Origin of the sequence: Dactylosporangium sp. NPDC000555 (assembly GCF_040300025.1) — a bacterium.
Classification (GTDB): Bacteria; Actinomycetota; Actinomycetes; order Mycobacteriales; family Micromonosporaceae; genus Dactylosporangium.
This window is the reverse complement of sequence record NZ_JBEPDB010000031.1, coordinates 1-23,892: the sequence shown is the minus strand read 5'-3', so window position 1 is coordinate 23,892 and position 23,892 is coordinate 1. Positions and strand designations below refer to the sequence as shown.

Sequence of the window (23,892 nt, the reverse complement as noted above, 5' to 3'; positions counted from 1 at the left end):
CTCGACACAGCTGCTCGGGAGGCTCGGCGAACATGGACGTGCTGCGGCGGACGCGGGTCGTCACGCGGCTGGTGGTCGGATTTCTCGTCGTCTCGCTCTGTGTGGTCGCGATCTGGCTGGCGGCGATCTCGTCCGCGCGCGAGACCGGCGGCACCGCCGGGCACCTGTCGGCCGCGCAGGCACAGCTGTCCGCGGCCGAGCAGCTGAAGTTCCGGATCACCGACGTGTCGGGCTGGCAGGCGGGGTACGCGTTCGACATCGTGCGCGGCCTGCCCGAGGCCGCCGACGACACGGCCGAGACGCGGGCCGCGTTCCTGCGGTCGATGCGGGACTTCAGCGCCGAGCTCGACGCGATGGCGAGCCTGCCGCTGTCGGCGAGCGACCAGGGCGCCGTGCGGACGATCCGGACCGCGTACACCGATTTCGTCGCCCTCGACGACCGGATCGTCGCGGCCTACCGGGCCGGCACGCCCGAGCGGACCCAGGCGGCGAACGACCTCGTCGTCGGCGAGGGCCTGGAGGTGTACGTGCGGATCGCCGACGGCGTCGACCAGCTCCTGACGAGCGCTCGGCAGCGGGCCGCCGCCGCCGAGCGGGCCGCGGGCTCGTCGGCGACCCGGACCAGCCGGCTCGCGAACGTCGTGGGCAGCATCGCGCTCACGCTGTCGATCATCCTGGCCGTCGCGCTGTCGCTGTCCGTCATCCGGCCGCTGCGCGCGATCGGCGACCGGCTGGCGGACATCGCCGACGGCGAGGGCGACCTGACCCGCCGGCTCGTGGTCCGCGGCAACGACGAGTTCACCGACGTGAGCCGCGCGTTCAACACGTTCGTCGACAAGATCGCCGCGACGGTACGCGCGATCGGCGGGTCGGCCTCGACGGTCGCGTCCGCCAGCGAGAAGCTGACCGACACCTCGACCCGGATCATGAGCAGCGCCCAGCGGACGTCGGCGCAGTCGGAGCGGATCGTGGCGGCGGCCGACGAGGTGTCCGACAACGTGGGTACGGTCGCGACCGGCGCCGAGGAGATGAGCGCCTCGATCCAGGAGATCTCCGGTACCGCGGAGGAGGCGGCCCGGGTCGGCGGTCAGACGGCCGAGCTGACCCAGTCGGCGTTCGACCTGATCGGCCGGCTGTCGGGGTCGAGCCGGCAGATCGGCGACGTCGTCAAGGTCATCACCGACATCGCCGATCAGACCAACCTGCTCGCGCTCAACGCGACGATCGAGGCGGCCCGGGCGGGCGAGGCCGGCAAGGGCTTCGCCGTCGTCGCGAACGAGGTGAAGGACCTGGCCCAGGAGACCGGCCGGGCCACCGGCGACATCGCCGCGAAGGTGCAGAGCATCCAGGCCGACACCGCGGCCGCGACCGACGCGATCAACCGGATCGTCGAGATCACCGGCCGGCTCGGCGACTACCAGACCACGATCGCGGCGGCCGTGGAGCAGCAGACCGCGACCACGAACGAGATGAGCCGCAACATCTCCCGGGCCGCCGCCGGCTCGGCCGACATCGCCGCGGGCATCTCCACCATCTCCGACGCAGCCCGCGTCACCACCGGCGGCGTCGAGGACACCCGGGCCGCGGCGCAGGAGCTGTCCGCGATGAGCCGCGAGCTGCACGGCCTGGTCGGCCAGTTCCGCGTGTGAGGCCGGGCCGCCGCGGCGGGCGTCAGTCGTCGAACTCGAACCCTTCCGCCTCCGCCGAGCGCACCAGGTGGCGGACGCGGTCGGCGTCGGTCGCCACGCCGGCCATCACGGTGCCGAGCTCCTCCAGCGCCGCGCGGTCGGTGCCGTACGCGCAGAACATGCCGCCCTCTGGATCGTAGCGGAACCGGCCGTCGAGGCCCGGCGCCTCGTGGGCGACCAGGAACCGCGCGACGCCCTCCCAGAAGTACCCGTTCGGCTCGTGTCCCAGCTCGGACACCACCTGGTCGACGTCGGTCGTGCCGGCGTTGAGCAGCAGCGAGTACTTCCCGGCATCGGTCTCGATCAGCTTCAGCGGACGCATCGGCGTAGCGTGGCACGCCCCGCCCGGCGAGGCAACGCCGGGGGAGACTCCAAACCTCGTGGAGCCTTGTCTACGAATCGATGCCCTGAGCCTCCATGATCGCGCTCCGCTCGGCCGTGACCGGGACGAGCATCGCGGCGATCAGGGGAAACGCGGCTACCAGGGCGAAACTCGGCGCGAAGCCCGCGGCTCCGATCGTCACGGCCAGCACCGGCGGAGTGGCGGCCGCCAGAGCGTTCTGGCTCGTAGTCTGGATGCCGAGGGCTCGGCCGGCCCACGCGGATCCCGCGTATTCGGCGACGGCGGTGAAGGACAGGCCGTTGCTGCTCACCGCGACCACCGCCAGGAACAGCAGGACGGGTACCGCCAGGCTCGATCCGGCCGCGGCGGAGGCGGCCAGCACCAGCATGCCAACGCCGGTCGAGATCGCGATGATCCGCACGGGCCTCAGCCGGCTGCCGGTGCGGTCCGACCAGTAGCCCGCCCCGAGCCGGCCGAGGGCGCCGCAGGCCTGTGCGCCGGCCAGCAGGTACCCGGCGCCGAGGGCCGTCCAGCCGCGGGTGTCGGTGAGGAACACGAGCGTGAACGTGGTGACCGTGAACTGGGGGATGACGAGCAGCGCGCTGGCGGCGTGAATGCGCCACAGCCGGGGAGTGCGGTAGGGCGACGTCGAGGTCGGCTTCCGATCGGGCGCCGGCTGGTCAGTGGTGGACGACTGCGGGGCTGGATCGCGTACGACCACGAAGGCCGCTGTCGCCGCGGCCAGGAACAACACCGCGAGGAACAACAGTGGCACGCGGGTGCCGCCGGCGGCCAGGGCGGGCAGCGTGGCGGCGGCCAGCGCGAGGCCCATCGGCTGCGCGCTCTGCCTGATGCCCATTGCCAAAGCGCGCTCGTGCCGCGCGAACCAGCCCAGGATGAGCCGGCCGCTCGCCAGCGTCGAGCCGCCGGCCGCGCCGGCCAGCGCCAGGCACACGGCGAGGCTCGCGGTGCCGTGCGCCCACCGGGCGGCGACGAGGACCAGGCCGGCCAGCCCGAGGCCCGTGGACAGCACGACGCGCTCGCCCCACAGATCCGCCGCGGCGCCCCAGGCGATGAGCGCGAGCACCACGCCGACAGTGGGGCAGGCGACCAGGATGCCGGCCTGTTCCAGGGAGAGGCCCTCGTCCCGGAATGCCGGAATCAGGTAGGCGAGCCCGTACTGGAAGGTGCTGCCGGCCGTCATCGCCAGCATGCCGACGACCAGGATCAGCCAGCGTCTGCGTTCACTTCCCATCTGCGGGTCCGTCCGTTCCTTGGTCCGCCGGCTTCCGCCGCATGATCGAACTCGATCACATCACCTAAGGTGGTTGGGTGTCTGTACTGATCACGGGGTGTTCATTCCAGTACCGCACGAGCGTTGCCGTCTTCCGTGACCTGAACCTCGAGTTCCGGTCGGGCGCGACCGTCCTGCTGGGTCCGAACGGGGCGGGCAAGTCGACCTTGCTCTCCCTGATCGTGGGACTCCTGCGGCCCGGCTCCGGCACGGTTCGCGTCGGTGATCTCGCCAGCCACGTTCGGCGTACCCGGCACCAGTACCGGCGCCGCGTCGGATGGCTGCCGCAGAACGTCACCGCGATGCCCGGCCTCAAGGTGCGTGAACAGGTCGCCTATGCCGGCTGGTTGAAGGGGCTCAGCCGGCGCGACGCCTGGGACAACGCCGCCGGGGCGCTGCGCCGGGTGGCCATGCTCGACTTGGCGGACCGGCCCAGCAGGGCCCTTTCCGGCGGCCAACTGCGTCGCGTCGGGATCGCGCAGGCACTCGTGCACGACGCGCGGCTCGTCGTCATGGACGAACCCTCCGCCGGCCTGGACCCGCAACAGCGACGGGGTCTGCGCGATGTGCTGAACGCGCTGGCCGGGGACGTCGACGTGCTGGTGTCGACACATCAGACCGAGGACATCAGCGATGTGTACCAGAACGTGGCCGTGCTGAGTCTGGGCGTCGTGCGCTACCACGGCAGCGTGCCGTCGTTCCTGGCGCTCGCCGAGCCGGGCACGGAGCCGTCGCGGCGTGCGGAGGACGCGTACATCCGGCTCGTCGGCGCGGCGGAATGACCATGCGGACGCTCTATTCCTGGCGCACTCGCGCCGAGACGTACGCGACGGCGCCTCTGCTGGCCCTGGTGCTGCTGCAGGGCTCGGCGGTGGTCGGTACCACGACGCCCCTGTACTGGACCGCCGCCACGGCGAATGCAGACCTGATGCTGTTCATCGTGGTGCCGGTGTGCGCGGCGGTCGCGGCGTGGGAGGGCGCCCGGCACCGGATCGGCCGCATCGACACGATGACCATCGTTCGCCGGTCCTGGCAGGTCGCGCTCGTGGCCGTCGCCCCGACGCTGGTGATGGGCCTGCTCGGGATCGCCGCCGCCGTCGCGTCGACAGCGCCGGCCGCGGTGGGCGCGCCGGGCCTGCCCGACCCGTGGCTGATCGCTGTCTATATCCTGGTGATGGCCGGTCATACGGTGGTCGGCTACGGCCTCGGCCGGTGGCTGCCACCGGCGCTCGCCCTGCCGATCAGCTTGGCCGGATCGTATGTCTGGCTGGCCTACCCGGCCGCGATCGAACCCTTCTGGATCCGTCACCTCAACGGGCTCTCCTTCGAGGGCTGCTGCACGATCGACCGGAGCCCATCACCCAGGGCCCTGCTGGCCACCGCCGTGTTCGCGGTCGCACTGGGCGCGGGCGTACTGTCCGCCTTGGCCGGCACCCGGCGGATGCGTGCGGTCGGGGGCGCGGCATTGACGGTGCTGTCCATCGTGGCGGTCACGGTGGCTCTGCCGCTGGGACCGTCCGCCGACGCACCTCGCGGCGGATCGGTCCGGTGCGAAGGAAGCAAGCCGGTGCTGTGCCTTTGGCCCGAGCAGGAGGGCTCTCGGGGCCTCGTGCACGCCGCCCTCGCCTCGTCGTATGCGCGACTGGCCGATGTCGGCATGCCGCTGCCCGCGGTTGTCACCGCCAGGGAGGCCGAAGCGCGCGATGCCATCTTCGTCGGCCTGGCGGCGCGACCGGAGCCCCGGGATGTCGTGCTCAGCCTCGTCGCCGGCGCCGTGCCCGGCACTGTGCCGGACTGTGCCACGCGTGGCGAATGGCCGGGCGCGAACAGCCACGTCGCGTTGACGGCCTGGCTGGCGTTGGCCGCCGGCGTACCGGCATCGGATCTGGATGGCGTCGCACCGCCGGAGCTCATCGACCTGGCCTCGCGCGTACGTCGGCTGAGCAACGAGCGACAGCTCGCGTGGTACCACGCGAATCTGGCTCCGCTGCAGGACTGCACCACGCAGCCCCGGCTCGACCCGTCCGCCTTCCAGGACGGTGCGAGGTGATCTGGTGGTGGCGGACCCGCGCCCTGACCGCGGTGAGCATCGCCTTCCTCGGCAGCCTGGTCGCCGCGATGGTGATCGGCGGCGAGGTGCTGCCGCTGCCGAGCGTGGCCGGGTCCCTGCTGGTGCCGGTTGTCTTCGCCGTGTTGCTGCCGCTGGTGCCGATCGTGTTCCTCTGGTACGGCATCGACCGAAGCAGCGGAGATCTCGACGCCACGGCCGTGCGGGCGGTGGCGGTCCGCGATCTTTCGGTGGCCGTCACCATGGTGCTCGCGACCGCGGCGACCGTGGGCGTCACCTCCGCCGCCGGTTGGTGGGACCTGGGCCCCGGCTACCTGCGCAACCTGATCGGCTGTCTTGGCCTGACACTGCTCGTCGCCCCGCTGACCGGTTCGCGGTTCGCGGCGATCGTCCCGGTCGCGGCGGTCATCATCAGCGCGCTGTTCGGCACCGGGCCTGGCGGTCTGGTGCGCTGGTGGGCGTGGCCGATCGCCGACGCCCGTGCCCACTCGGCGTTCGCCGAGGCGCTGCTGCTGCTGGTACTCGGCGTGGCCGTCGCGTTCGGCGTCGGCGCTCGTACTCCGGGCAGGTGGGGTCCGCGAGCTTGAAAACTCGACCGGCCGGCGTCACACGCAGACCCAGCAGTACACGTGGTCGCCCGCATCCCGTGCGCGCCGAGCGAGTGCGGAGATCTGCTCGATGACGGGCAGCATGGCGTCGTCGGGCAGCGGACCGTCCCAGGCGAGCTCCTCGGTCCGTCCCCAACGCGCCGAAAGGCCCGGCATCTGCGCCTCGGTGATCGAGGCGAGGGTGTCCCGAACGTCGTCCCCAATGGAGAACACCCAGGGGCCTGCCGACTCGTTCCTGGACCACACCAGGTGCTCTTCGATGACGTCGACGCTCCATTCGACACCGCGGACGAAGCAGACGAGCTGGGCAAGCATGACCGTCGGGTCGATGCCCTTGAGGTCGATCGCGTCCGCCGTGGCGGAGTTGCCGGCGCCGGCCGGACCGCCGTCGAGGTTCTCGATCAACTTCGTGGCGGAAGCGTCGTCCGCGGCTCGGAAATAGTCATACAGCACACCCATGACGACGACCTCAGCACATCCGACGCGCCCGCCTCAACCCCGGGGGGCAGTCGCTCGGGGAGGCGAGGAGCGACGAGGGTTCCGCGGAGATCTGGGCGCGCGCTATTTGCAATGATCCGCGGCCGTTCGGGACGGTGATTTCGGTTGGATTGACGCCACGCCGAGCGCCTCCGCCGTATCCGCGAGGCGGCGCAGTCGGCAGCCGGTGGGGAGCACGGCACCCCACGGGCGATCACGGTCGACGACCAGCAGCACGAAGGTCCAGCACCCGCGCCGTCCCCACCTCCCGAACATTCCGTGACCGACACCGTTGCGCACGACCACGATCCCGCGCTACTCCCGGCCGACGACGCCGAGCCCCGTTGCGCACCCGCACCGCCACCGCCACCACGCCGGCCCGCCGGGGCGGCAACGCGCGCAACGGTCAGCAGCGATATACGCCCACCGGGGCGCCGCAGCAGTGATGCGAACACGCACGCACCGCAGGGCCGCGTTCGGCGAGGCCCCCGGAATCGAGGCCCCCGGAATGTGGCGTCAGCCGGCCACGGTCTCAATGCCCCACAACGACGACGGGGCCCGCCCGCCGCCCGCGCACACATCGGCAGTTCCGGGCGCCCGCCGACCCGGTCCGCTGTCTGGGTGTGCGGTTCTTGCCGAGCTGCGGGGGTCGGCGCGGCCAGGACGATAACCACGGCGGGCCGCACTCTTGCCAGTGAGCCTTTCCGGGCAACGGTTAGGACGAGCGCTGCGGCGACGATCTTCCCGACCCGCCGGGGACACAGGCTGACGTTGCGTGGGCGTTGCCGCGTTCGGCGATGGCCCGCACGCCGTTGTGGGCCCGGTTGAGCTGCGGTGTCTTGAACGCCACGGTGATGGCGTCGGCCTTGCCTTCGTCGCCGAGGGCGCGCAGGTCGCCGGCGATCATGGTGAGTGCAAGCAGGATCTCGGTGTGGGTGCGCACCGTCGTGATGTCGTGCTCACGGCCGGGGCCGCACGTCGGAGGTCCGGATCGGCCAGCCATCCGGCACGGTGATGACCTGGACGTGGGCCGCGGTGTGCGGCAGCGGTCCGTTTCGATCAGCATGACGTCGGTGGTGACGTGGCTGTAGCCGGCCGTCTTGGCGCCATCGGCGCCCCGTGCAGGCTCGGTGCGCGGGCACGTATCCGGTGGACCGGCTGATCGCGTTGTCCCGGGCCGACTGGCTCCTCCGGGTGCCGTCCAGGAACCATCGCCGGGCGGGAGGGCGACGGGCGCGTCTGGCCAACGGGGCGGCCGTCGGGCTCATCGCGGCGCCCGTGCGCGAGCGCAGGACCAGGATCGCCTGATCGTGGCAGGGCGCCGGCGCCGCGGTCAGCAGCGGTTCCGGCGTGTCACCGCAGCGGTAGCGCAACAGACTGTGCGGCGAACGGCCGTCACCGGCCGGCAAGCCGGCGAGCTGTCCGATGCCCAGATCAACAACACGTGCGAGCGGCTCGGCGCCGCGACCTGCCTCGGTGACTGGCTGCGGACGGTGCCTGGCCGGTTCGCGGGTGTGGCGGCAGAATCGCGGTGCCCCGGGCGGCATCCGCCGCCGACCGAACCGTGAGGGACCATACATGATCATCGACAGGGCCGAAGTCATCGTCACCAGCCCGGACCGCAACTTCGTGACGCTCAAGCTGACCACCGACGAGGGGGTCACCGGCCTCGGCGACGCCACGCTCAACGGCCGGGAGCTCGCGGTGGTCGCCTATCTGCGCGACCACGTCGTGCCGCTGCTGCTCGGCCGGGACGCCGGGCGGATCGAGGATACCTGGCAGCTGCTGTACCGCGGCGCGTACTGGCGGCGCGGGCCGGTGACGATGGCCGCGATCGCCGCCGTCGACGTGGCGCTGTGGGACATCAAGGCCAAGGCGGCCGGGATGCCGCTCTACCAGCTGCTCGGCGGGGCGTCGCGGACCGGGCTGCTGGCCTACGGGCACGCGTCCGGCAAGGACCTGCCGGAGCTGTTCGACAGTGTGCGCCGGCACCAGGAGCTGGGCTACCGGGCGATCCGCATCCAGTCCGGGGTGCCCGGGCTGAACGCCATCTACGGTATCGCGTCCAACGCCACCGCCGAGGCCAACGCCGGGGTTCGCTACGACCACGAGCCGGCCCAGCGTGGCCCGCTGCCGGCCGAGGAGGACTGGGACACCCGCTCCTACCTGCGGCACCTGCCGACGGTGTTCGAGGCGGTCCGCAACGAGTTCGGGCCGCAGTTGCCGCTGCTGCACGACGCGCACCACCGGCTCACCCCGATCCAGGCGGCGCGGCTGGGCCGGTCGCTGGAGCCGTACGACCTGTTCTGGCTCGAGGACTGCACGCCCGCGGAGAACCAGGAGGCGCTGCGGCTGGTGCGCCAGCATACGGTCACGCCGCTGGCGATCGGGGAGGTGTTCAACTCCGTCTTCGACTACCAGCAGATCATCCGCGAGCAGCTGATCGACTACGTGCGCGGCGCGGTGACGCACACGGGCGGGATCACGCACCTGCGGAAGGTCCTCGACTTCGCCGCGCAGTACCAGATCAAGTCCGGGATGCACGGCCCGACCGACATCTCGCCGGTCGGCATGGCCGCCGCCCTGCACCTGGGGCTGGCCATCCACAACTTCGGCATCCAGGAGTACATGATGCACGGCGCACGGACCGACCGGGTCTTCCAGCAGTCGTTCACGTGGTCGGGCGGGCTGCTGCACCCGGGGGAGCGGCCGGGTCTCGGGGTCGAGCTCGATGTCGACGAGGCGGGCAAGTACCCGTATGTGCGGGCGTATCTGCCGTACAACCGCCTCGCCGACGGCACCGTGCACGACTGGTAGCGGTGGATGATCATCGCGGGTTTGGTGGCCGGTGGCCCGGGTAGCGGCGGGCCCATGGACATCGCCGTGCTCGGCATGGGCAACATGGGCCGCGCGATCGCCGCGCGGCTGCTGCAGGGTGAGCACCGGGTGCGGGTGTGGAACCGCACGCCGGGACGGGCCGCCGACGTCGTGGCCACGGGCGCGCGGGAGGTGCGGGCGGTGGCCGACGCCGTGCGCGGCGCGGACGTCGCGGTCACCATGCTCGCCAACGACGACGCCGTGCGGTCGGTGGCCTTCGGGCCGCTGCGGGAGGCGCTGGAGGAGCGGGCCGTCTACGTCGACTGCTCCACGGTCTCGCCGAGCCTCAGCGCGGAGCTGGCCGCCGGGTTCCCGGGCCGGTACCTTGCCCTGCCGATCCTCGGCAACCCGGTCGCCGTGCGGGCTGGTCAGGCGATCCTGCTCGCCGGCGGCGACCGGGCCCTCGTCGACCGGCTGCGCCCGGTCCTGGGGGCGCTGTCGCCGGCGGTGCGCCAGTACGACTCGCCGTCGCTGGCCGGCGCGGCGAAGCTGGCCTCCAACCTGCTGCTGCTGTCGGAGGTCGTGGCGCTGGCCGAGTCGGTCGCGCTCGGCCGGGCCGGCGGCCTGTCCGACGACCAGCTGCGGGAGCTGCTCGGCGACAGCCCGCTGGTGGAGGGGGTCCGTAACCGCTTCGAGGACGTGCTCACCGGCGCCCGGGACACGTGGTGGAGCAACACGCTCGGCGCGAAGGACGCCCGCCTGGCCGTCGAGCTGGCCCGGGGCGCGGGCGTGGAGCTGCCCGACGCGGATACGGTCCACCGGCGGTACGAGGCCGCGTCGGCGGCGGGGCTGGCCGACGCGGACATCGCCGCCGTCGCCGAGCTCTACCGCCGCCCGCCCGCCGCGGTCGGCTGACCGGCGCGTCAGGTGCCGCCGAGGTCGCCGGTCTGGTGCAGGGCGTACAGCAGCGCCAGCGACGGCACGACGAGGATCAGCGCGGCGGCGGCCACGACGGTCAGTGCCAGCAGGGTCGGCGCCGGCGCGGCGGCCTCGGCGATGGTGAGGTGGTTGCCGAGCAGGTAGGGGTACTGCGCCACGCCCCAGCCGGCCACGACCGTCGCCGCCGCGCCGACCGCGGCTGCCTGCGCGACGCGTGGCGGGGCGTGGCGCAGCAGTGTCAGCGACCCCAGTCCGCACGCGGCAGAGATGATCATGAGCGGCAGGCCGCGGGTGAGCAGACCGTGCGTGAGGTGCGGCGCGTCGGCGTGCAGGACGCCGATCCCGGCCACGGCGACGACCCCGGCGGCCAGCGCGCCGATGCGGGCCCGCCGGGCGAAGTAGCGGCGCAGGCCGTGGTAGCCGCGCCGGCGCGCCTCGGCGGTGAGGAACACGGCCGCGACGAACGCGCACACGAGGACCGCGAGAACCCCGCCGAGCAGCGAGGTGGGGTTCAGCCAGCTGTACAGCGGGTCGCCGCCGCCGGCGGACGGCACCCGTCCGGACGCGATGCCCCCGGCCACGGTGCCGAGGAAGAACGGGGTGAGCACGGAGGAGAACGCGAACGCGGCCCCGGCGGCGCGCTGGTGCTCGGTGGCGGTGAAGGCCTTGCGGAAGGCGAATCCGCAGCCGCGGATCACCACGCCGAGTGCGGCCAGGCCCAGCGGCACGTAGAGGGTGGTGGTGATGGCGGCGAACGCGGCCGGGAACCCGGTCCACAGCATCACCAGGCAGAAGATCAGCCAGACGTGGTTGGCCTCCCACACGGGGGCGAGGACCATGTCGATGAGGTGGCGGGGTGCGCGGCCGCGCTTTGCGCCGCCTGCGGTCAGGTCCCAGAACCCGGCCCCGTAGTCGGCGCCGCCCAGCACGGCGTAGGCGACGACACCGGTGAACAGCACCACGGCGGCGAACGTGCTCACGCCGTCACCGGCCGTAAGGCACGTCGGGTGGGCCGGCGCCCTGCTCGTGCCAGCGGCGGCGCAGCACCCGCAGGGCGTGCACGGTCGCGGCGGCGACGGCGGCGTAGAGCAGCAGCGTCGCGGCGAAGAACAGCCACACGTCGCCGGAGCGTGTCACGGCGTCGCGGGTGAGCAGGTGTCCGACGACCGTCCAGGGCTGCCGGCCGACCTCGGTGACGACCCAGCCGGCCTCCAGCGCGACGACGACGAGGATGCCGGCGGCGATCGTGGCGCGGGGGAACCAGCGCCCGCGGGGCACGTCCCGGTGCCGCCACCACGCGAGGGCGAACCAGGCCGACAGCGCCAGCAGGAACATGCCGGCGCCGATCATGACGTCGAAGGCCAGGTGCGTCACCGTGATCTCGTGGTCGCTCGGTCGGACCTCGACCGGCACGACGTTCAGGCCGAGGATCTCGGTGCCGGGCCGGTACCCGGACAGGATCGACGCGCCGTAGGGGATCGGCAGGCCGAGGTGTGCCCTGCCGTCACGGTAGTAGCCGCCGAGGATCTCCGGCACGTGGGTGGCGGTTTCCGGCACCAGCTCGATCGCGGCGAACTTCGCGGGTTCGCGGTGGAACACCTCGCGGGCGGCGATGTCGCCGACGACGATCTGCGCCGGGGTGATGATCGCCGCCATGGTCAGCGGGATGAGCAGCCCCAGCCGGGCGTGGCGGTCGGTGCGGTCGCGGTGCACGGCGCGGGCGTAGACGGCGGCGGTGAGGAAGCCGGCGACCATGTAGCCGGCCAGCAGCATGTGCAGTGCCTCATACCAGAACGCCCCGTTGAAGATGACGGCGAGCGGCCGCACGTCGGTCACCCGGCCGTCGCGCAGGGTGAACCCGGCCGGCTGGTTCATCCAGGCGTTGGCCGCGACGACCGACAGCGTGCCGCCGATGCCGGCGATCACGACCGGCACGCCGGTCCAGAAGTGCGCCCGGCCGCGGAGGCGGTCCCAGCCGTAGATGTACACCGCGATGAAGATCGCCTCGAGGAAGAAGAACAACCCCTCGATCGCGAACGGGATGCCGAACGCCGCCCCGAAGCGGCCCATGAGCCCCGGCCACAGCAGCCCCAGCTCGAACGACAGCACGGTGCCGGACACCGCGCCGACGGCGAAGAGCACCGCCGCGACGTGCGACCACTGCCGTGCCAGCCGCAGCGCCGCCTCGTCGCCCCGGCGCAGCCCGCGGTACTCGGCGATCAGCATCAGGAACGTGAACGCCAGCCCGAAGGGCACGAGGATGATGTGGAACCCGAGCGTGAAGGCCATCTGCTCGCGCGCGGGCAACATCTGTGACGGCTCCATCACCGAGGGTCTACCGCCGCCGGCCACGGCTAAACACGCCGCCGGACGTTCAGCCGACGGGACGGCGGCGTTCACGATCCGGTGGCACGCTCGGCGGCCGTGAACGCGTAGCCGCCGATGCGGGTGACGATGATCCCGTTTCACGCATGCTGCTTGTTGTTGCAAAGCAATTGCGATAGCCGCAGACTGCGGATAACGCCAAGGAGGCGCGTGACAGGGGAGGCGTCATGCACATTCCGGACGGGTATCTGAGTCCGCAGACCTGCGCCGCGTTCGGCGTGGCCATGCTGCCGCTGTGGTGGCAGTCGGCGCGGCGGGTCAAGAAGGTCGTGAAGAGCCGGTACGTGCCGCTGGTGGCGCTCGGCGCGGCGTTCTCGTTCGTGGTGATGATGTTCAACATCCCGATCCCCGACGGCACCACCGCGCACGCGGTCGGCGGCGGGCTGATCGCGATCCTGCTCGGGCCGTGGGCGGCCTGCATAGCCGTGTCCATAGCCCTGCTCATCCAGGCGCTGTTCTTCGGCGACGGCGGCATCCTGGCGTTTCCGGCCAACGCGTTCAACATGGCGGTGGTGCTGCCGTTCGTGTCCTACGGCGTCTACCGGCTGCTCACCCGCAACACCGCGCTGACCTCCGGCCGGCGGGTGTGGGCCGCCGTCGCCGGCGCCTACGTCGGGCTCAACGCCTCCGCGCTGGCCACCGCGGTCGAGTTCGGCATCCAGCCCGACCTGTTCCACAAGGCAGACGGCACCCCGCTGTACGCCCCGTTCCACCTCTCCCAGGCGATCCCGGCGATGATGATCGCCCACCTGATCATCGCGGGCGTGGTCGAGGGCGTCCTCACCGGCGGGGTGGTCGCCTACCTGCAGCGGGCCAACGTGCCGCTGCTGCGGATCAACGCACCCGAGGTACCGCTGACCGAGCGGGAGGTGCGGCGCAGGCCCGTCAGCCCGGTCCGCGCCGCGCTGGTCACCCTCGGGATCATGGCCCTGGTCAGCCCGCTCGGCCTGCTCGCACCCGGCGGGGCGTTCGGCGAGGACGCCCCCGAGGACCTCGACCTGGCCAAGTACCACCTCGGGGCCGTGCCCGAGGGGCTGCAGAAGTACACCGACTTCTGGGGCAGCACGCTGCTGCCCGACTACGGCGACGGCAGCTGGTGGCAGTACATCCTCTCGGCCCTCATCGGCGTGGTCGTCGTCGCGGCCCTCGTCTTCGGCATCACCTGGCTCATCGGCCGGCTGCGCGGCGGCGAGCGGGAGGCGGCCGACCTCGACACCCCGCCCGTCTCGCCGGTGCCGTCCAACGCGGCCGGGTCATGACCAGTCCGGAGCGAAGCGGCGCCTGGTCTGGGTCGATCATTGCGAAGCCTCATCGAGCCAGACCGGGCGGAGGGGCTGGTCATCATGGGCTCAGGTCCCAGTCATGCCGCAGCCGGAGCGAAGCGGAGGTTCCGGCATGACCAGCACGCCGGCCTGGTTGCTGCAGCCCGAGGTCGGGCTGTGCCCGTGCGGCTGCATCGGCAAGCGGCGCAAGGGCAGCTTCGTGGGCAAGACCCTGGCCGGCGCCACCGGCGTCCTGCGCCAGGCGATGTTCTCCGAGGACATCGCCGCCGGCCGGGGCCTGTTGCAGCGGCTCGACCCGCGGGTCAAGCTGGTCACGATGGTCGGCCTGCTGGTCGTCGTCGCGCTCGTGCACTCGCTGCCGATCCTGGTCGGCGCCTACGCGGCCACCGTCGCGCTCGCCGTCGCCTCCGGGCTGTCGCTGGGGTACTTCATCAAGCGCGTCTGGCTGTTCATCCCGATCTTCACCGGGATCGTGGTCCTGCCGGCCACCCTCTCCGTCGTCACGCCCGGTGAGGTGCTGCTGCCGCTGTGGCACTGGCACGGCCACACCCACGGCGTCACGGAGCAGGGCCTGCACGGCGCCGGGATCATCGTGGCCCGGGTGGCCACCTCGATCTCGCTCGTCGTGCTGCTCACCCTCACCACGCCGTGGGCGCGGCTGCTGGCCGCGCTGCGCGCCCTCGGGGTACCGAAGATCTTCGTGCTCATCATCGGCATGGCCTACCGGTACCTCTTCCTGCTCCTCGACGCCGTCGACGACATGTACACCGCGCGCAAGGCCCGCACCCTCGTCGCCGACACCGGCCGCGGCGAGGTCAAGTCGGGCCGCCGGTTCGTCGCCGCCGGCGCCGGTACCCTCTTCGGCAAGGCCCACCAGCTCTCCGAGGAGGTGCACCAGGCGATGACCGCGCGCGGCTACACCGGCAACGCCCGCACACTCAGCGGCTTCCGGCTGCGCGGCGCCGACATCGCGTTCACGCTGTTCGCCGCCGCCCTGGCCGCGGCGATCCTGGTGGCCGATTACAAGGTGGGACGATGAGCACCGTCTTCGAGTGCCGGGACCTGCGCTACCGATACCTGGACCGCTTCACCGCTCTCGACGGCGTGAGCCTGCGCGTGGAGCGCGGCGAGACGGTGGCGCTGCTGGGCGCCAACGGCTGCGGCAAGTCCACGCTGCTCAAGCTCCTCGACGGCCTGCTGTTCGCCGACAGCGGCACGTTCACCGCGTTCGGCGAGGAGGTCACCGAGGACAAGCTCGAGGACGAGCAGTTCAACCACGGCTTCCGCGCCCGCGTCGGCTTCGTGTTCCAGAACTCCGACGCGCAGGTCTTCTCCCCGTCGGTACGCGAGGAGGTCGCCTTCGGCTGCCTCCAGCTCGGGCTGGACCGCGACGCCGCCAACACCCGCGTCGACGACGTCCTGTCCATGCTCGACATCGCCGACCTGGCCGACCGCGCCCCGTTCCAGCTCTCCGGCGGCCAGAAGAAGCGGGTCGCGATCGCGTCGGTGCTGGTGATGAACCCCGAGGTCCTGCTCTTCGACGAGCCGACCGCGGCGCTGGACCCGCGCACCCAGTTCTGGCTGATCGAGCTGCTGGAGCAGCTGCGCTCGGCCGGCAAGACCATCGTCCTGGCCACCCACGACCTGGACACGCTGCCGGACCTGGCCGACCGCTGCGTCGTCTTCAGCGAGCAGCACCGGGTGGTCGCCGACGCCCCCACCGTGACCGTCCTGGACGACCGCGAGCTGCTGCTGTCCGCAAACCTGATCCACGCCGGCGCCGCGGCCGCCCGCCCCCGCGCCGGCCTCCGGTAGCCGCGGGCCGGCCACCGGCGTTCACGCCGCGCCGCCTCGCCAGCCGAGGTCGCGGGACATCGCGTCGCAGTGGCGGATCAGCGTGTTCACCAGGTGGTCGCGGTGGGCTGGCCCCTCATCGAGCCGCACGCGGGGGATGGAGCAGCTCATCGCGGCCACCACCCGCCCGGTGCCGTCCCTGACCGGCACGGCGACGCAGAAGACCCCTGGGGTGTACTCGCCGTCGTCCTCGCCGAAGCCGCGCGCACGGATCTCCTTGACCCGCTCGAACAGCTGCTGCGGCGTGGCGATGGTGTGCTGGGTGAACCCGCGCATGGTCACGCCCTTGAAGCGTGCCTCCAGGTCCGACTGATCGAGGTAGGCCAGCAGCACCTTGCCCAGGCCGGTCGCGTAGGCGGGCAGCCGCATCCCGACCCGGGACACCAGCCGCAGCGGATGGTCGGCCTCGACCTTGGCGATGTAGACGTTGTCGATGCCGTCGAGCACGGCCAGCTGGACGGTCTCGTCGAGCTCGTCGCGGGCCGCCCGCAGGTGCGGCTCGGCCCGGCCGGCGAGGTTGTCCAGGTATCCGAAGCTCTGCGCGGTCTCCCAGACCCGCACCCCGATCCGGTAGCGCCGCCGCTCCTCGTCCAAATGGATCCAGCCACGGCCGACCAGCGTGCCCAGCAGCGCGTGCAGGCTGCTCTTGGGGAAGCCCAGGTCCTGACAGATCTGCGGGAACGTCGCGCCGGAGCGGTGCGCCGCGAGGTACTCCATGAGATCCAGCGCCCGTTCGGCCGACTTGACGCCGGCCGTGGACCGGACGTCCGGCGAGGTGTTACGGGTGGCGGTCATCGAGCACCTCGATCAGCCGCTTCGCCAGCGCGGCCCCGTCGCCGTCGTGCAGTCCCATCGGACTGACCACGAGCACGCCCCGCCAGGCGAGGTCCTCGCCGACGTGGACCCGCGGCGCGCCCCGGTCCAGCTCCCGCACCACCTCGTCGGCCGTGCGACCGGACCCGGACAGGTCGATCTCGAGCACCGGCACGTCCAGGTGGTGCTCGTAGCCGTCCCGGACCGTGCACCGCCCGTCCGCCTCCAGCGCGGCCCGGATGTCGGCCAGCTCCCGCGTCCCGTGCCGGTGGTGGGCGTCCGGGTCCCGGACGAACGCCCGCAGCGCGACCAGCAGCCCGACGATCTGCTCGCGGCCAACCTTCATGCCCCGGCCGATGCCGTGCCGGCCGCGGACCGGGTCGGCGCCGCTCACCTCCGAGCGTTGCCAGGTGCTGGGCCGGATGTCCATGTCCTGGTGGTGCAGCGCGACCGCGGAGACCAGGTCGGCCCGGCCACAGAGGATCCCGGCGGTGTGCGGGCCGCGGAACGCCTTGCCGCCGCTGATCGCCACCAGGTCGGCGCCGCCGTCGAACAGCGCCGCGAGCCGTCGCAGGGGCGGCACGTCCATGGCGGCGTCCACGAGCACCGGTACCCCGGCCCGGTGCGCCAGCCGCGACACCTCGGCCACGCTCAGGTGGTCACCGCCCCGCCCGGGCCGCCACAGCACCAGCGCGGCCCGCTCGTCCAGCTCGCGCAGCAGCTCGTCGGGGCGGGTGGAGCCCGGATAGCCGATCTCCACCAGCTCCGCGCCCACCGCGGTCAGCGCGTGGTCGTACGGGTCCCGGTGCGCCCGCTGGATGATGACCCGGCGGCGCGGCCCGGACACCTCCGGCAGCGCGTCGATCGCCGCCGGCCGGTCGCCGGCCAGGCAGACCGCGGTGGCCAGGCTCAACGCCGCCGCCGCACCGCTGGTGACATAGGCGGCCGGCGCGCCGAGCAGCGCGGCGATCTCGGCACCGGCCGCCTCCTGCAGCTCGTCCATGCGCACATTGCGCGCGCCCGCCGCCCGCATGGCCTCGACGACCTCGCCGGACAGCGGCAGGCCACCCAGCCGGGTGGCCGGCCCGACCGCGTTGATGATGGTCCGGATGCCCAGCTCCGCGTAGATGTCCATCTGCGTCGATCCTTTCAGTTCGAGGCGGTGTGTACGATCTCGCCGTCCCGGACGGTCAGCGCGGCCGAGACGGTGGGGGACGGGCCGTCGCTCACCCGCAGCACCGCGAGGTCCGCCGGTGCCCCGGGACGCAGGCTCCCCACGCCGGCGCCGTCCAACCCGGCGACCCGGGCGGGCACGATCGTCACGCGGCGGACCACGTCGGGCAGGCCGACGCCGAGCGCGAGGAACTTCGCCATCACGTCCGGCAGGCCCCCGACGATGTCCCGGGAGTAGGTGTGCAGGTCGGAGCTGATCGTGTCCGGCAGGAACCCGGCCGCCACCGCCGCCCGGGCCTGTTCCACGTCGAACCCGCACATGCCGTGCCCGACGTCGAAGAGCACGCCGCGCTGCCGGGCCTCGGCGACCAGGTCGAGCACCCGGCCGTGCTCGGTGAGTGGCGTCCCGGACAGGCCGGTGAAGCAGTGGGTGAGGATGTCGCCCGGCCCGAGCCGGGCCAGGATGTCGGCCAGGGACGCCGGCGGCGGCCCAAGGTGCACCATCAGCGGCAGCCCCTCGGCGTCGGCGACCTCGCGGGCGCGGTCCAGGGCCACCACGCCGTTGTCGCCGGCCACGTCGGCGGACGCCCGGACCTTCACGCCCACGATCCGGTCCCGGTGGGCGTCGATCGCCGCGCGGCAGCTCGCGGGGTCGACGTAGGCGAGGGTCTTCAGCTCGCCGGAGAGCATGATGCTCGTGGTGCCGACGCTGGAGATGTTGATGAACGCCGCGATCCGGGTGCGGGCCTTCTCGACGGTACCGCGGACGAAGGCCCCGAACAGGTGCGCGCCGGCGCTGCCGGTGTCGACCATGGTCGTCACCCCGCTGGGCGGGCCGGCGACGTCGGGGTCGACGCCGAGATCCTGGCCGACGAATACGTGCGTGTGCAGGTCGACCAGCCCCGGCGCGACCACCAGCCCGGACACGTCCACGATCCGGTCCGTCTGGCCCGCCGTCGCGGGTGCCGCGATCCGCCCGTCCCGCACGACGACGTCGCCCGGGGTCAGGGAGCCGGCCTCCGGATCGCAGACCAGACCACCGCGCAACACGAAACCTTCGCCGCTCATGACGCGGTCACGACGGGCGTCGAGTACGCGAACGCCCGTGCGGGGTTGGCGACCGTCATGCGGTGGATGTCCTCTTCGGACACCCCGCGGTCGCGCAGCATGGGCAGGAAGTTCTCGATCACGTTGGCGTAGCCCGGTCCGTCGTACGCGGCGAGCTGGCCCAGCTCGCAGATGTCGTTGGACAGCATCAGCTGCCCGGCCAGTCCCATGGCGCACAGCTCGGCGACGTTGTCGGCCCGGAACGACAGGGGCGCGTAGCCCTGCACGAAGGCCAGGTTGTCGAAGTTGAGCCAGGCGCCGCGCTCGGCGATCGGCAGCCACCATCGCACGCCGCGCCGGTCGCCGAGATGCGACACGATCACGCGCGCCGGGTCGACCCGCTCCTCGGCGAGCAGGTCGAGCTGCTCGAGCGCCAGCTCGCCCCAGTGGGTGGTGTGGGTCATGATCGGGCAGCCGGTCCGCTGGTGCGCCCGGGCGGCGGCGCGGAACACCCGTTCCACGGCCGGGCTGATGTATCCGCGCTCGGTGCCGATCTCGCCGATGAAGCCCGGCCGGATGCCGCTGCCGTCGACGCCGTCGACGATCTCCGCGATCAGCCGGCCGGCCAGCGCCTCGGTGCTCTCGGTGGCGATGTAGTCGGGGTAGACCATCTCGCGGTACCAGCCGGCGCCCATCACGACGTTGACGCCGGTGGCCGCGCTGATCCGGCGCAGTGCCTGCGGGTCGCGTTTCAGCCCGATGTTCGTCGGGTCGCAGATCGTCCGCCCGCCGGCGGCCGCGAACCGCCGGACCTCCTCGACGGCGATCTCCTCGTCGTCGAGGATTGCCTCGTACAGCTGGCGCAGTCCCCACCCGTCGACCATCAGATGGTCGTGGGTGAGGGTGTTACCCATCGCCTCCGGCTCGATGGGCCCGAGGACGGTCATGACTTTACCGGTGAAGATCCCGGTCATCTGACTCCTTCCGTGGATACCCCAGCCTTCAGGCCGGTCGGCCAGGTGGTTCATATACATGAACCTGAGTTCTGAGTTGAGCATTCGTACCAGCTCAGCGTGGCCCAGGCAAGAGGGGAGCTTGAAAGGGGTTCGATCGCCGGGCCGCCGGGAAGTCACACCGGGACGCCACGTCCAACGTCTGGAGGGGTGTGTCATGGCGGATACGGCTGATGTCTTCGACGTGATCGTGATCGGCGCTGGGCCGGTCGGGGTGAGCGTCGCCGCACGCGCTGCGCGAGGTGGCCTGACCGCGGCCGTGGTCGAGGAGCGCCTGGCCGGGGGTGAGTGCGAGTACTACGCGTGCATTCCGAGCAAGGCGCTGCTGTGGCCGATGGAGCTGGCGGCCGAGGTGGACCGGATGCCGGGGCTGCAGCTGCGCGGCCCGATCGACGCCGCCGCGGTGCTGGCCCACCGCGACGACACGGTGTCCCACGGCGACGACGGCCACGTGGTGAACGCGATCGAGAAGTTCCCGGCGACGTTCGTGCGGGGCCGCGGACGGCTGGCGGGGGCACTGCGCGCCGAGGTCACGACGCCGGAGGGCGGCACACGCGCGCTGCGGGCCCGGCACGCCGTCGTCATCGCCACCGGCAGCACGCCGGCGATTCCCGGCATACCCGGACTGCGGGAGGCCCACCCGTGGACCAACCGGGAGGCGACCAGCGTCCAGCAGGTACCCAAACGGCTGGCGGTGATCGGCGCCGGGCCGGTGGCCTGCGAGATGTCCCAGGCACTGCACTCGCTCGGCGCCCAGGAGACGACCGTGCTCGTGCGCGGCGACCGGCTGCTCGCCCAGGCCGAGCCGTTCGCCGGCGAGCTCGTGACGCGCTCGTTGCGGGACTCGGGCATCGACGTGCGCTTCGGCCGCTCGGCCGGCCGCGTCGAGCGGCCGATCCCCGGTGGCCCGGTGACCGTGCACACCGAGGACGGCGATCGGATCGACGCTGACGAGATCCTGGTCGGCACCGGCCGCCGGCCGGCGGTCGGCGACATCGGGCTAGACACGATCGGCCTGCGGGTAAACGGCCCGATCGAGGTCGACGCCAGCATGCGGGCCACCGCCGTCAACGACGGCTGGCTGTACGCCGTCGGCGACGTCAACGGCCGCAACCTGCTCACCCACATGGGCAAGTACCAGGCCCGGGTGTGCGGCGACGTGATCGCCGCCCGCGCCGGCGGCGCCCCCGACGACGCACCAGGGCTGCGCGACACCGCCGACGACCGGGGCGCCCCCCAGGTCGTGTTCACCGAGCCGCAGGTGAGCATGGTGGGGCGCACCGAGTCGCGGGCCCGCGCCGACGGCTTCACCATCCGCGCCGTGGAGCACGACATCGGCGAGGTCCCCGGCGCCATGGTCCGCGGCGTCGGCTACGACGGCCGGGCGAAGCTGGTTGTCGACGAGGAGCGCCGGGTGCTGCTCGGGGCCACCTTCGTCGCCCCGGACATGGCCGACATGCTGCATTCGGCCACCATCGCGGTGAACGCGGAGGTCCCCCTCGACCGGTTGTGGCACGCCGTCCCGCCGTTCCCGACCGTCAGCGAGATCTGGCTGCGCCTGCTGGAGCAGTGCGGCCTGTGACCGCAGCGGCCGGCCGGTGTACGAGCGGCCGAGCCGGGTACGAGCATTGGATAACAGAAGACACCCGCAACGGTCGGAGTGACCAGGGATCATGAGCGTTCGGTATGCGGTGCCCGGCTCCGGTACCAGGGAATCCGTCGCGGCGCGGCGGGAGAGCAATGGTGCGCCCCGCGACGACCACGTGATCGTGCTGTTCGGCGCCACCGGGGACCTTGCCAGACGCGAGTTGCTGCCGGGGCTGTTCAGCCTGGCGAAGGCCGGTCTGTTGCCCGCCAGGTATCGGATTGTCGGCTCGGCCCGGTCCGCGATCACCGACGACGAGTTCCGCCACCACGCCAGGGACGCCGTGGCCGAGTTCGGGCTGGCGGAGCCGACCGGCGAGGCGTGGCACGAGTTCGCCGAATCGTTGTCCTTCGGCGCGGCGGTACCAACGGATCCGCAACCACTGCTCGACGCGGTGACGGCGGCCGAGAAGGCGATCGGGGGGCACCCGCGCCGGCTGTTCCATCTGGCCGTACCGCCGCGGGGCTTCACGCCCACGATCGGCATGCTCGGCGACACCGGGCTGGCGAGCAACGCACGCGTCATCGTCGAGAAGCCGTTCGGCACGGATCTGGCGTCCGCCCGCGCGCTCAACGACACCATCCACGCCACCTTCGACGAGTCCCAGGTGTTCCGCATCGACCACTTCCTCGGCAAGGAGTCGGTCGACAACATCCTCGCCCTGCGGTTCGCCAACGGACTGTTCGAGCCGATCTGGAACCGTGAGCACATCAGCCACGTGCAGATCGACGTGCCGGAGACGATCGGGATCGAGGGCCGAGCCGGGTTCTTCGAAGACACCGGCACGTTCCGCGACATGATCGTCACGCACCTGTTCCAGGTGCTGGGCTTCGTGGCGATGGAGCCGCCCACCTCCCTGGCGGCCAAACAGCTTCGGGACGAGACGACCAAGGTCTTCGAGGCGATGTCGCCGCTGGACGCCGGCCGCGTGGTTCGCGGCCAGTACCGCGGCTACCGCGACGAGCCCGGCGTCGACCCCGCCTCGCAGACCGAGACGTTCATCGCCGCGCGCGTGGAGGTGGACAACTGGCGCTGGTCGGGGGTGCCGTTCTACCTGCGTTCCGGCAAGTCGCTCGGGCAGAAGCGGCAGGTGGTCACCCTCGGGCTCAAACAGCCGGCCCTGCGGATGTTCGCGCTGGACCCGGACACGACGAACGCCACGCCCAGCAACGAGTTGGTGATCGAGTTCGACGATCCGGGCTGGATCGCGGCCCGCTTCCTGGCCAAGATGCCCGGCGCCAGCATGCGCCTCGGCGAGGCGACCATGACGTTCCGGTACGCGGACTCGTTCTGCACCCGGCACGCGCTGGCCGGCTACGAACGGCTCATCCTCGACGCGATGCAGGGCGACCAGTCGCTGTTCACCCGCGCCGACGGCATCGAGCGGCTCTGGGAGGTGTCCGCCCCGTTGCTGGAGGATCCACCAGCCGTGCAGCAGTACGACCCCGGATCATGGGGCCCGGACTCCATCCACCGGCTTATCGCGCCACACCAGTGGTACCTGCCGGACGGCCCATGATCCGGGGGAGCGCGCAGATCGTCACATGCCGCCGGAGACGGTCACGTCGGTACCGGTGACGTATGACGCCGCCGGCGAAACCAGCCACGACACGGTGTTGGCGATCTCGTCGGGCCGGCCCACGCGACCGATCGGGCTGCTCGCGCCGGCCTGCCTCGCACCGGTGGTCTCCCCTGCCATGTCCGTGTCGATGACGCCCGGCGAGACGCTGTTGACACGGATCCCCTCGGGGGCGACCTCGTTCGACAGGCCCCGGCTGAACGTCACCACCGCGCCTTTCGTGGCCTCGTACGGCACGAATCCCGATATTCCCGGGATCGCCCGGGCGGCGACCGAGGCGATGTTGACGATGGAGCCACCGGAGCCGCCGTGCGCGGTCGACATCGCCTGCACGGCGTGCCTGGCGCACACCATCGGCCCCACGACGTTGATCTGCATCAGCCGGGTCAGCTCGTCGGCGTCCTGCTCATCGATGCGCGCCTGCTCGCCGATGATCCCGGCGTTGTTGACCAGCGCGGTCAACGGACCCATCTCCTGCCGCGCCCGGTCGAACAGGTTCGCGACGTCATCCGGTGCCGCCACGTCCGCGCGTACAGCGACGGCCCGGCCCCCGTGCTCACGGATGGTGGAGACCACCGACTCGGCGCCGGCCGCGTCCGCCGCGTAGTTCACCACCACGCCGTACCCGTCGTCAGCCAGCTTCTGGGCGATCGCGGCGCCGATACCCCGGCTCGCGCCGGTGACGATCACGGCACCCTTACCCTGCTCAGTTCTCGTCATCTCGCCGAGCTACCCACAGGGTCCAGGTCGAACCTCATGCTCGGAGCACGTGCGCCATCACCCGGTGGTGGCGGGGGTGCGGCGTTCGCGGGTGGCTACCCAGACCCCGGCGGCGGCCGCGAGGGCGACCGGCCATTCCAGGACGC

General features: G+C 72.1%; 22 protein-coding genes. 11 read left to right on the top strand and 11 right to left on the bottom strand.

All coding sequences use genetic code 11. From position 1 onward, the window contains the following. The first annotated feature begins 32 nt into the window (after positions 1-32). The gene (locus ABT297_RS20035; protein WP_350551530.1) at positions 33-1,649 is read left to right on the top strand and encodes a methyl-accepting chemotaxis protein; all 1,617 of its coding nucleotides are present in this window, start codon (positions 33-35) and stop codon (positions 1,647-1,649) included. A gap of 22 nt (positions 1,650-1,671) precedes the next feature. Here ABT297_RS20035 and ABT297_RS20030 read toward each other — a convergent pair whose 3' ends face one another. Then, complete coding sequence (locus ABT297_RS20030) at positions 1,672-2,010, bottom strand: Imm51 family immunity protein (RefSeq protein ID WP_350551527.1); 339 nt, start codon at positions 2,008-2,010, stop codon at positions 1,672-1,674. Positions 2,011-2,080: 70 nt separating this feature from the next. Next, a complete protein-coding gene (locus ABT297_RS20025) occupies positions 2,081-3,286 on the bottom strand; it encodes an MFS transporter (RefSeq protein WP_350551524.1) in 1,206 nt (401 codons plus the stop codon). Between the two features lie 77 nt (positions 3,287-3,363). On the opposite strand from ABT297_RS20025, the gene ABT297_RS20020 reads away from it, so the two are divergent. The 3 genes from ABT297_RS20020 to ABT297_RS20010 are packed head-to-tail and all read left to right on the top strand — an operon-like array spanning position 3,364 to position 5,980. Beyond that, positions 3,364-4,107, top strand: a complete 744-nt coding sequence (locus tag ABT297_RS20020) for an ABC transporter ATP-binding protein (RefSeq protein ID WP_350551521.1) — start codon at positions 3,364-3,366, stop codon at positions 4,105-4,107. A 2-nt stretch (positions 4,108-4,109) separates the two neighbouring features. Further along, positions 4,110-5,375, top strand: coding sequence for a DUF7224 domain-containing protein (locus tag ABT297_RS20015; RefSeq protein WP_350551518.1), 1,266 nt, complete (start codon positions 4,110-4,112; stop codon positions 5,373-5,375). After that, entirely contained in the window at positions 5,372-5,980 is a 609-nt protein-coding gene (locus ABT297_RS20010; protein WP_350551515.1) for a hypothetical protein, read from the top strand. Before ABT297_RS20015 ends, ABT297_RS20010 begins: the two co-directional genes overlap by 4 nt. An 18-nt stretch (positions 5,981-5,998) precedes the next feature. Here ABT297_RS20010 and ABT297_RS20005 read toward each other — a convergent pair whose 3' ends face one another. Together ABT297_RS20005 and ABT297_RS20000 are read right to left on the bottom strand one after the other, a co-directional pair. Continuing rightward, positions 5,999-6,460, bottom strand: coding sequence for a hypothetical protein (locus ABT297_RS20005; protein ID WP_350551512.1), 462 nt, complete (start codon positions 6,458-6,460; stop codon positions 5,999-6,001). Positions 6,461-7,193: 733 nt separating this feature from the next. Then, complete coding sequence (locus tag ABT297_RS20000; protein ID WP_350551509.1) at positions 7,194-7,421, bottom strand: hypothetical protein; 228 nt, start codon at positions 7,419-7,421, stop codon at positions 7,194-7,196. A 635-nt stretch (positions 7,422-8,056) separates the two neighbouring features. Here ABT297_RS20000 and manD point away from each other — a divergent pair. Both manD and ABT297_RS19990 read left to right on the top strand, forming a co-directional pair. Further along, complete coding sequence (gene manD / locus ABT297_RS19995; protein WP_350551506.1) at positions 8,057-9,295, top strand: D-mannonate dehydratase ManD; 1,239 nt, start codon at positions 8,057-8,059, stop codon at positions 9,293-9,295. A gap of 54 nt (positions 9,296-9,349) precedes the next feature. Beyond that, complete coding sequence (locus ABT297_RS19990; RefSeq protein ID WP_350551503.1) at positions 9,350-10,210, top strand: NAD(P)-dependent oxidoreductase; 861 nt, start codon at positions 9,350-9,352, stop codon at positions 10,208-10,210. A gap of 8 nt (positions 10,211-10,218) precedes the next feature. Here the strand turns inward: ABT297_RS19990 and ABT297_RS19985 are convergent, their stop codons facing one another. Both ABT297_RS19985 and ABT297_RS19980 read right to left on the bottom strand, forming a co-directional pair. Further along, a complete protein-coding gene (locus tag ABT297_RS19985; RefSeq protein WP_350551500.1) occupies positions 10,219-11,214 on the bottom strand; it encodes a cytochrome d ubiquinol oxidase subunit II in 996 nt (331 codons plus the stop codon). A gap of 4 nt (positions 11,215-11,218) precedes the next feature. Next, on the bottom strand, positions 11,219-12,544 hold the full coding sequence (locus ABT297_RS19980) for a cytochrome ubiquinol oxidase subunit I (protein WP_350551497.1): 1,326 nt from the start codon (positions 12,542-12,544) through the stop codon (positions 11,219-11,221). 242 nt (positions 12,545-12,786) lie between these two features. Between ABT297_RS19980 and cbiM the strand changes: the two genes are divergently transcribed. The 3 genes from cbiM to ABT297_RS19965 all read left to right on the top strand — a co-directional run bounded on the left by cbiM (position 12,787) and on the right by ABT297_RS19965 (position 15,717). Next, positions 12,787-13,878 carry a cobalt transporter CbiM gene (gene cbiM, locus ABT297_RS19975; protein WP_350551494.1) on the top strand — a complete coding sequence of 364 codons (1,092 nt, stop codon included), beginning with the start codon at positions 12,787-12,789 and terminating at the stop codon, positions 13,876-13,878. 136 nt (positions 13,879-14,014) lie between these two features. Beyond that, on the top strand, positions 14,015-14,941 hold the full coding sequence (gene cbiQ, locus ABT297_RS19970) for a cobalt ECF transporter T component CbiQ (protein WP_350551491.1): 927 nt from the start codon (positions 14,015-14,017) through the stop codon (positions 14,939-14,941). Further along, positions 14,938-15,717, top strand: a complete 780-nt coding sequence (locus ABT297_RS19965) for an energy-coupling factor ABC transporter ATP-binding protein (RefSeq protein WP_350551488.1) — start codon at positions 14,938-14,940, stop codon at positions 15,715-15,717. The genes cbiQ and ABT297_RS19965 overlap by 4 nt, the downstream gene beginning before the upstream one ends. 21 nt (positions 15,718-15,738) lie before the next feature. On the opposite strand, the gene ABT297_RS19960 is transcribed toward ABT297_RS19965, so the two are convergent. The 4 genes from ABT297_RS19960 to ABT297_RS19945 are packed head-to-tail and all read right to left on the bottom strand — an operon-like array spanning position 15,739 to position 19,763. Further along, the gene (locus tag ABT297_RS19960; protein WP_350551485.1) at positions 15,739-16,551 is read right to left on the bottom strand and encodes an IclR family transcriptional regulator; all 813 of its coding nucleotides are present in this window, start codon (positions 16,549-16,551) and stop codon (positions 15,739-15,741) included. Then, complete coding sequence (locus tag ABT297_RS19955) at positions 16,535-17,704, bottom strand: aminotransferase class V-fold PLP-dependent enzyme (protein ID WP_350551483.1); 1,170 nt, start codon at positions 17,702-17,704, stop codon at positions 16,535-16,537. Before ABT297_RS19955 ends, ABT297_RS19960 begins: the two co-directional genes overlap by 17 nt. A gap of 14 nt (positions 17,705-17,718) precedes the next feature. Then, positions 17,719-18,810 (bottom strand): amidohydrolase family protein, encoded by a 1,092-nt coding sequence (locus ABT297_RS19950; protein WP_350551480.1) that lies wholly within the window; start codon positions 18,808-18,810, stop codon positions 17,719-17,721. After that, positions 18,807-19,763 (bottom strand): phosphotriesterase family protein, encoded by a 957-nt coding sequence (locus ABT297_RS19945; protein WP_350551477.1) that lies wholly within the window; start codon positions 19,761-19,763, stop codon positions 18,807-18,809. Before ABT297_RS19945 ends, ABT297_RS19950 begins: the two co-directional genes overlap by 4 nt. A 196-nt stretch (positions 19,764-19,959) precedes the next feature. On the opposite strand from ABT297_RS19945, the gene ABT297_RS19940 reads away from it, so the two are divergent. Continuing rightward, positions 19,960-21,384 carry a dihydrolipoyl dehydrogenase family protein gene (locus ABT297_RS19940; RefSeq protein ID WP_350551474.1) on the top strand — a complete coding sequence of 475 codons (1,425 nt, stop codon included), beginning with the start codon at positions 19,960-19,962 and terminating at the stop codon, positions 21,382-21,384. A 91-nt stretch (positions 21,385-21,475) separates the two neighbouring features. Beyond that, on the top strand, positions 21,476-22,966 hold the full coding sequence (gene zwf / locus ABT297_RS19935; protein ID WP_350551471.1) for a glucose-6-phosphate dehydrogenase: 1,491 nt from the start codon (positions 21,476-21,478) through the stop codon (positions 22,964-22,966). A gap of 21 nt (positions 22,967-22,987) precedes the next feature. On the opposite strand, the gene ABT297_RS19930 is transcribed toward zwf, so the two are convergent. Beyond that, the gene (locus ABT297_RS19930; RefSeq protein ID WP_350551468.1) at positions 22,988-23,746 is read right to left on the bottom strand and encodes an SDR family NAD(P)-dependent oxidoreductase; all 759 of its coding nucleotides are present in this window, start codon (positions 23,744-23,746) and stop codon (positions 22,988-22,990) included. Positions 23,747-23,892: the final 146 nt, after the last annotated feature.

Excerpts from the sequence above, each read along its gene's own strand:
- ABT297_RS20035 (WP_350551530.1), top strand. The coding sequence starts at position 33 with ATGGACGTGCTGCGGCGGACGCGGGTCGTCACGCGGCTGGTGGTCGGA.
- ABT297_RS20030 (WP_350551527.1), bottom strand. The coding sequence starts at position 2,010 with ATGCGTCCGCTGAAGCTGATCGAGACCGATGCCGGGAAGTACTCGCTG.
- ABT297_RS20025 (WP_350551524.1), bottom strand. The coding sequence starts at position 3,286 with ATGGGAAGTGAACGCAGACGCTGGCTGATCCTGGTCGTCGGCATGCTG.
- ABT297_RS20015 (WP_350551518.1), top strand. The coding sequence starts at position 4,110 with ATGCGGACGCTCTATTCCTGGCGCACTCGCGCCGAGACGTACGCGACG.
- ABT297_RS20005 (WP_350551512.1), bottom strand. The coding sequence starts at position 6,460 with ATGGGTGTGCTGTATGACTATTTCCGAGCCGCGGACGACGCTTCCGCC.
- manD (WP_350551506.1), top strand. The coding sequence starts at position 8,057 with ATGATCATCGACAGGGCCGAAGTCATCGTCACCAGCCCGGACCGCAAC.
- ABT297_RS19990 (WP_350551503.1), top strand. The coding sequence starts at position 9,350 with ATGGACATCGCCGTGCTCGGCATGGGCAACATGGGCCGCGCGATCGCC.
- ABT297_RS19980 (WP_350551497.1), bottom strand. The coding sequence starts at position 12,544 with ATGTTGCCCGCGCGCGAGCAGATGGCCTTCACGCTCGGGTTCCACATC.
- cbiM (WP_350551494.1), top strand. The coding sequence starts at position 12,787 with ATGCACATTCCGGACGGGTATCTGAGTCCGCAGACCTGCGCCGCGTTC.
- cbiQ (WP_350551491.1), top strand. The coding sequence starts at position 14,015 with ATGACCAGCACGCCGGCCTGGTTGCTGCAGCCCGAGGTCGGGCTGTGC.
- ABT297_RS19965 (WP_350551488.1), top strand. The coding sequence starts at position 14,938 with ATGAGCACCGTCTTCGAGTGCCGGGACCTGCGCTACCGATACCTGGAC.
- ABT297_RS19960 (WP_350551485.1), bottom strand. The coding sequence starts at position 16,551 with ATGACCGCCACCCGTAACACCTCGCCGGACGTCCGGTCCACGGCCGGC.
- ABT297_RS19955 (WP_350551483.1), bottom strand. The coding sequence starts at position 17,704 with ATGGACATCTACGCGGAGCTGGGCATCCGGACCATCATCAACGCGGTC.
- ABT297_RS19950 (WP_350551480.1), bottom strand. The coding sequence starts at position 18,810 with ATGAGCGGCGAAGGTTTCGTGTTGCGCGGTGGTCTGGTCTGCGATCCG.
- ABT297_RS19945 (WP_350551477.1), bottom strand. The coding sequence starts at position 19,763 with ATGACCGGGATCTTCACCGGTAAAGTCATGACCGTCCTCGGGCCCATC.
- ABT297_RS19940 (WP_350551474.1), top strand. The coding sequence starts at position 19,960 with ATGGCGGATACGGCTGATGTCTTCGACGTGATCGTGATCGGCGCTGGG.
- zwf (WP_350551471.1), top strand. The coding sequence starts at position 21,476 with ATGAGCGTTCGGTATGCGGTGCCCGGCTCCGGTACCAGGGAATCCGTC.
- ABT297_RS19930 (WP_350551468.1), bottom strand. The coding sequence starts at position 23,746 with ATGACGAGAACTGAGCAGGGTAAGGGTGCCGTGATCGTCACCGGCGCG.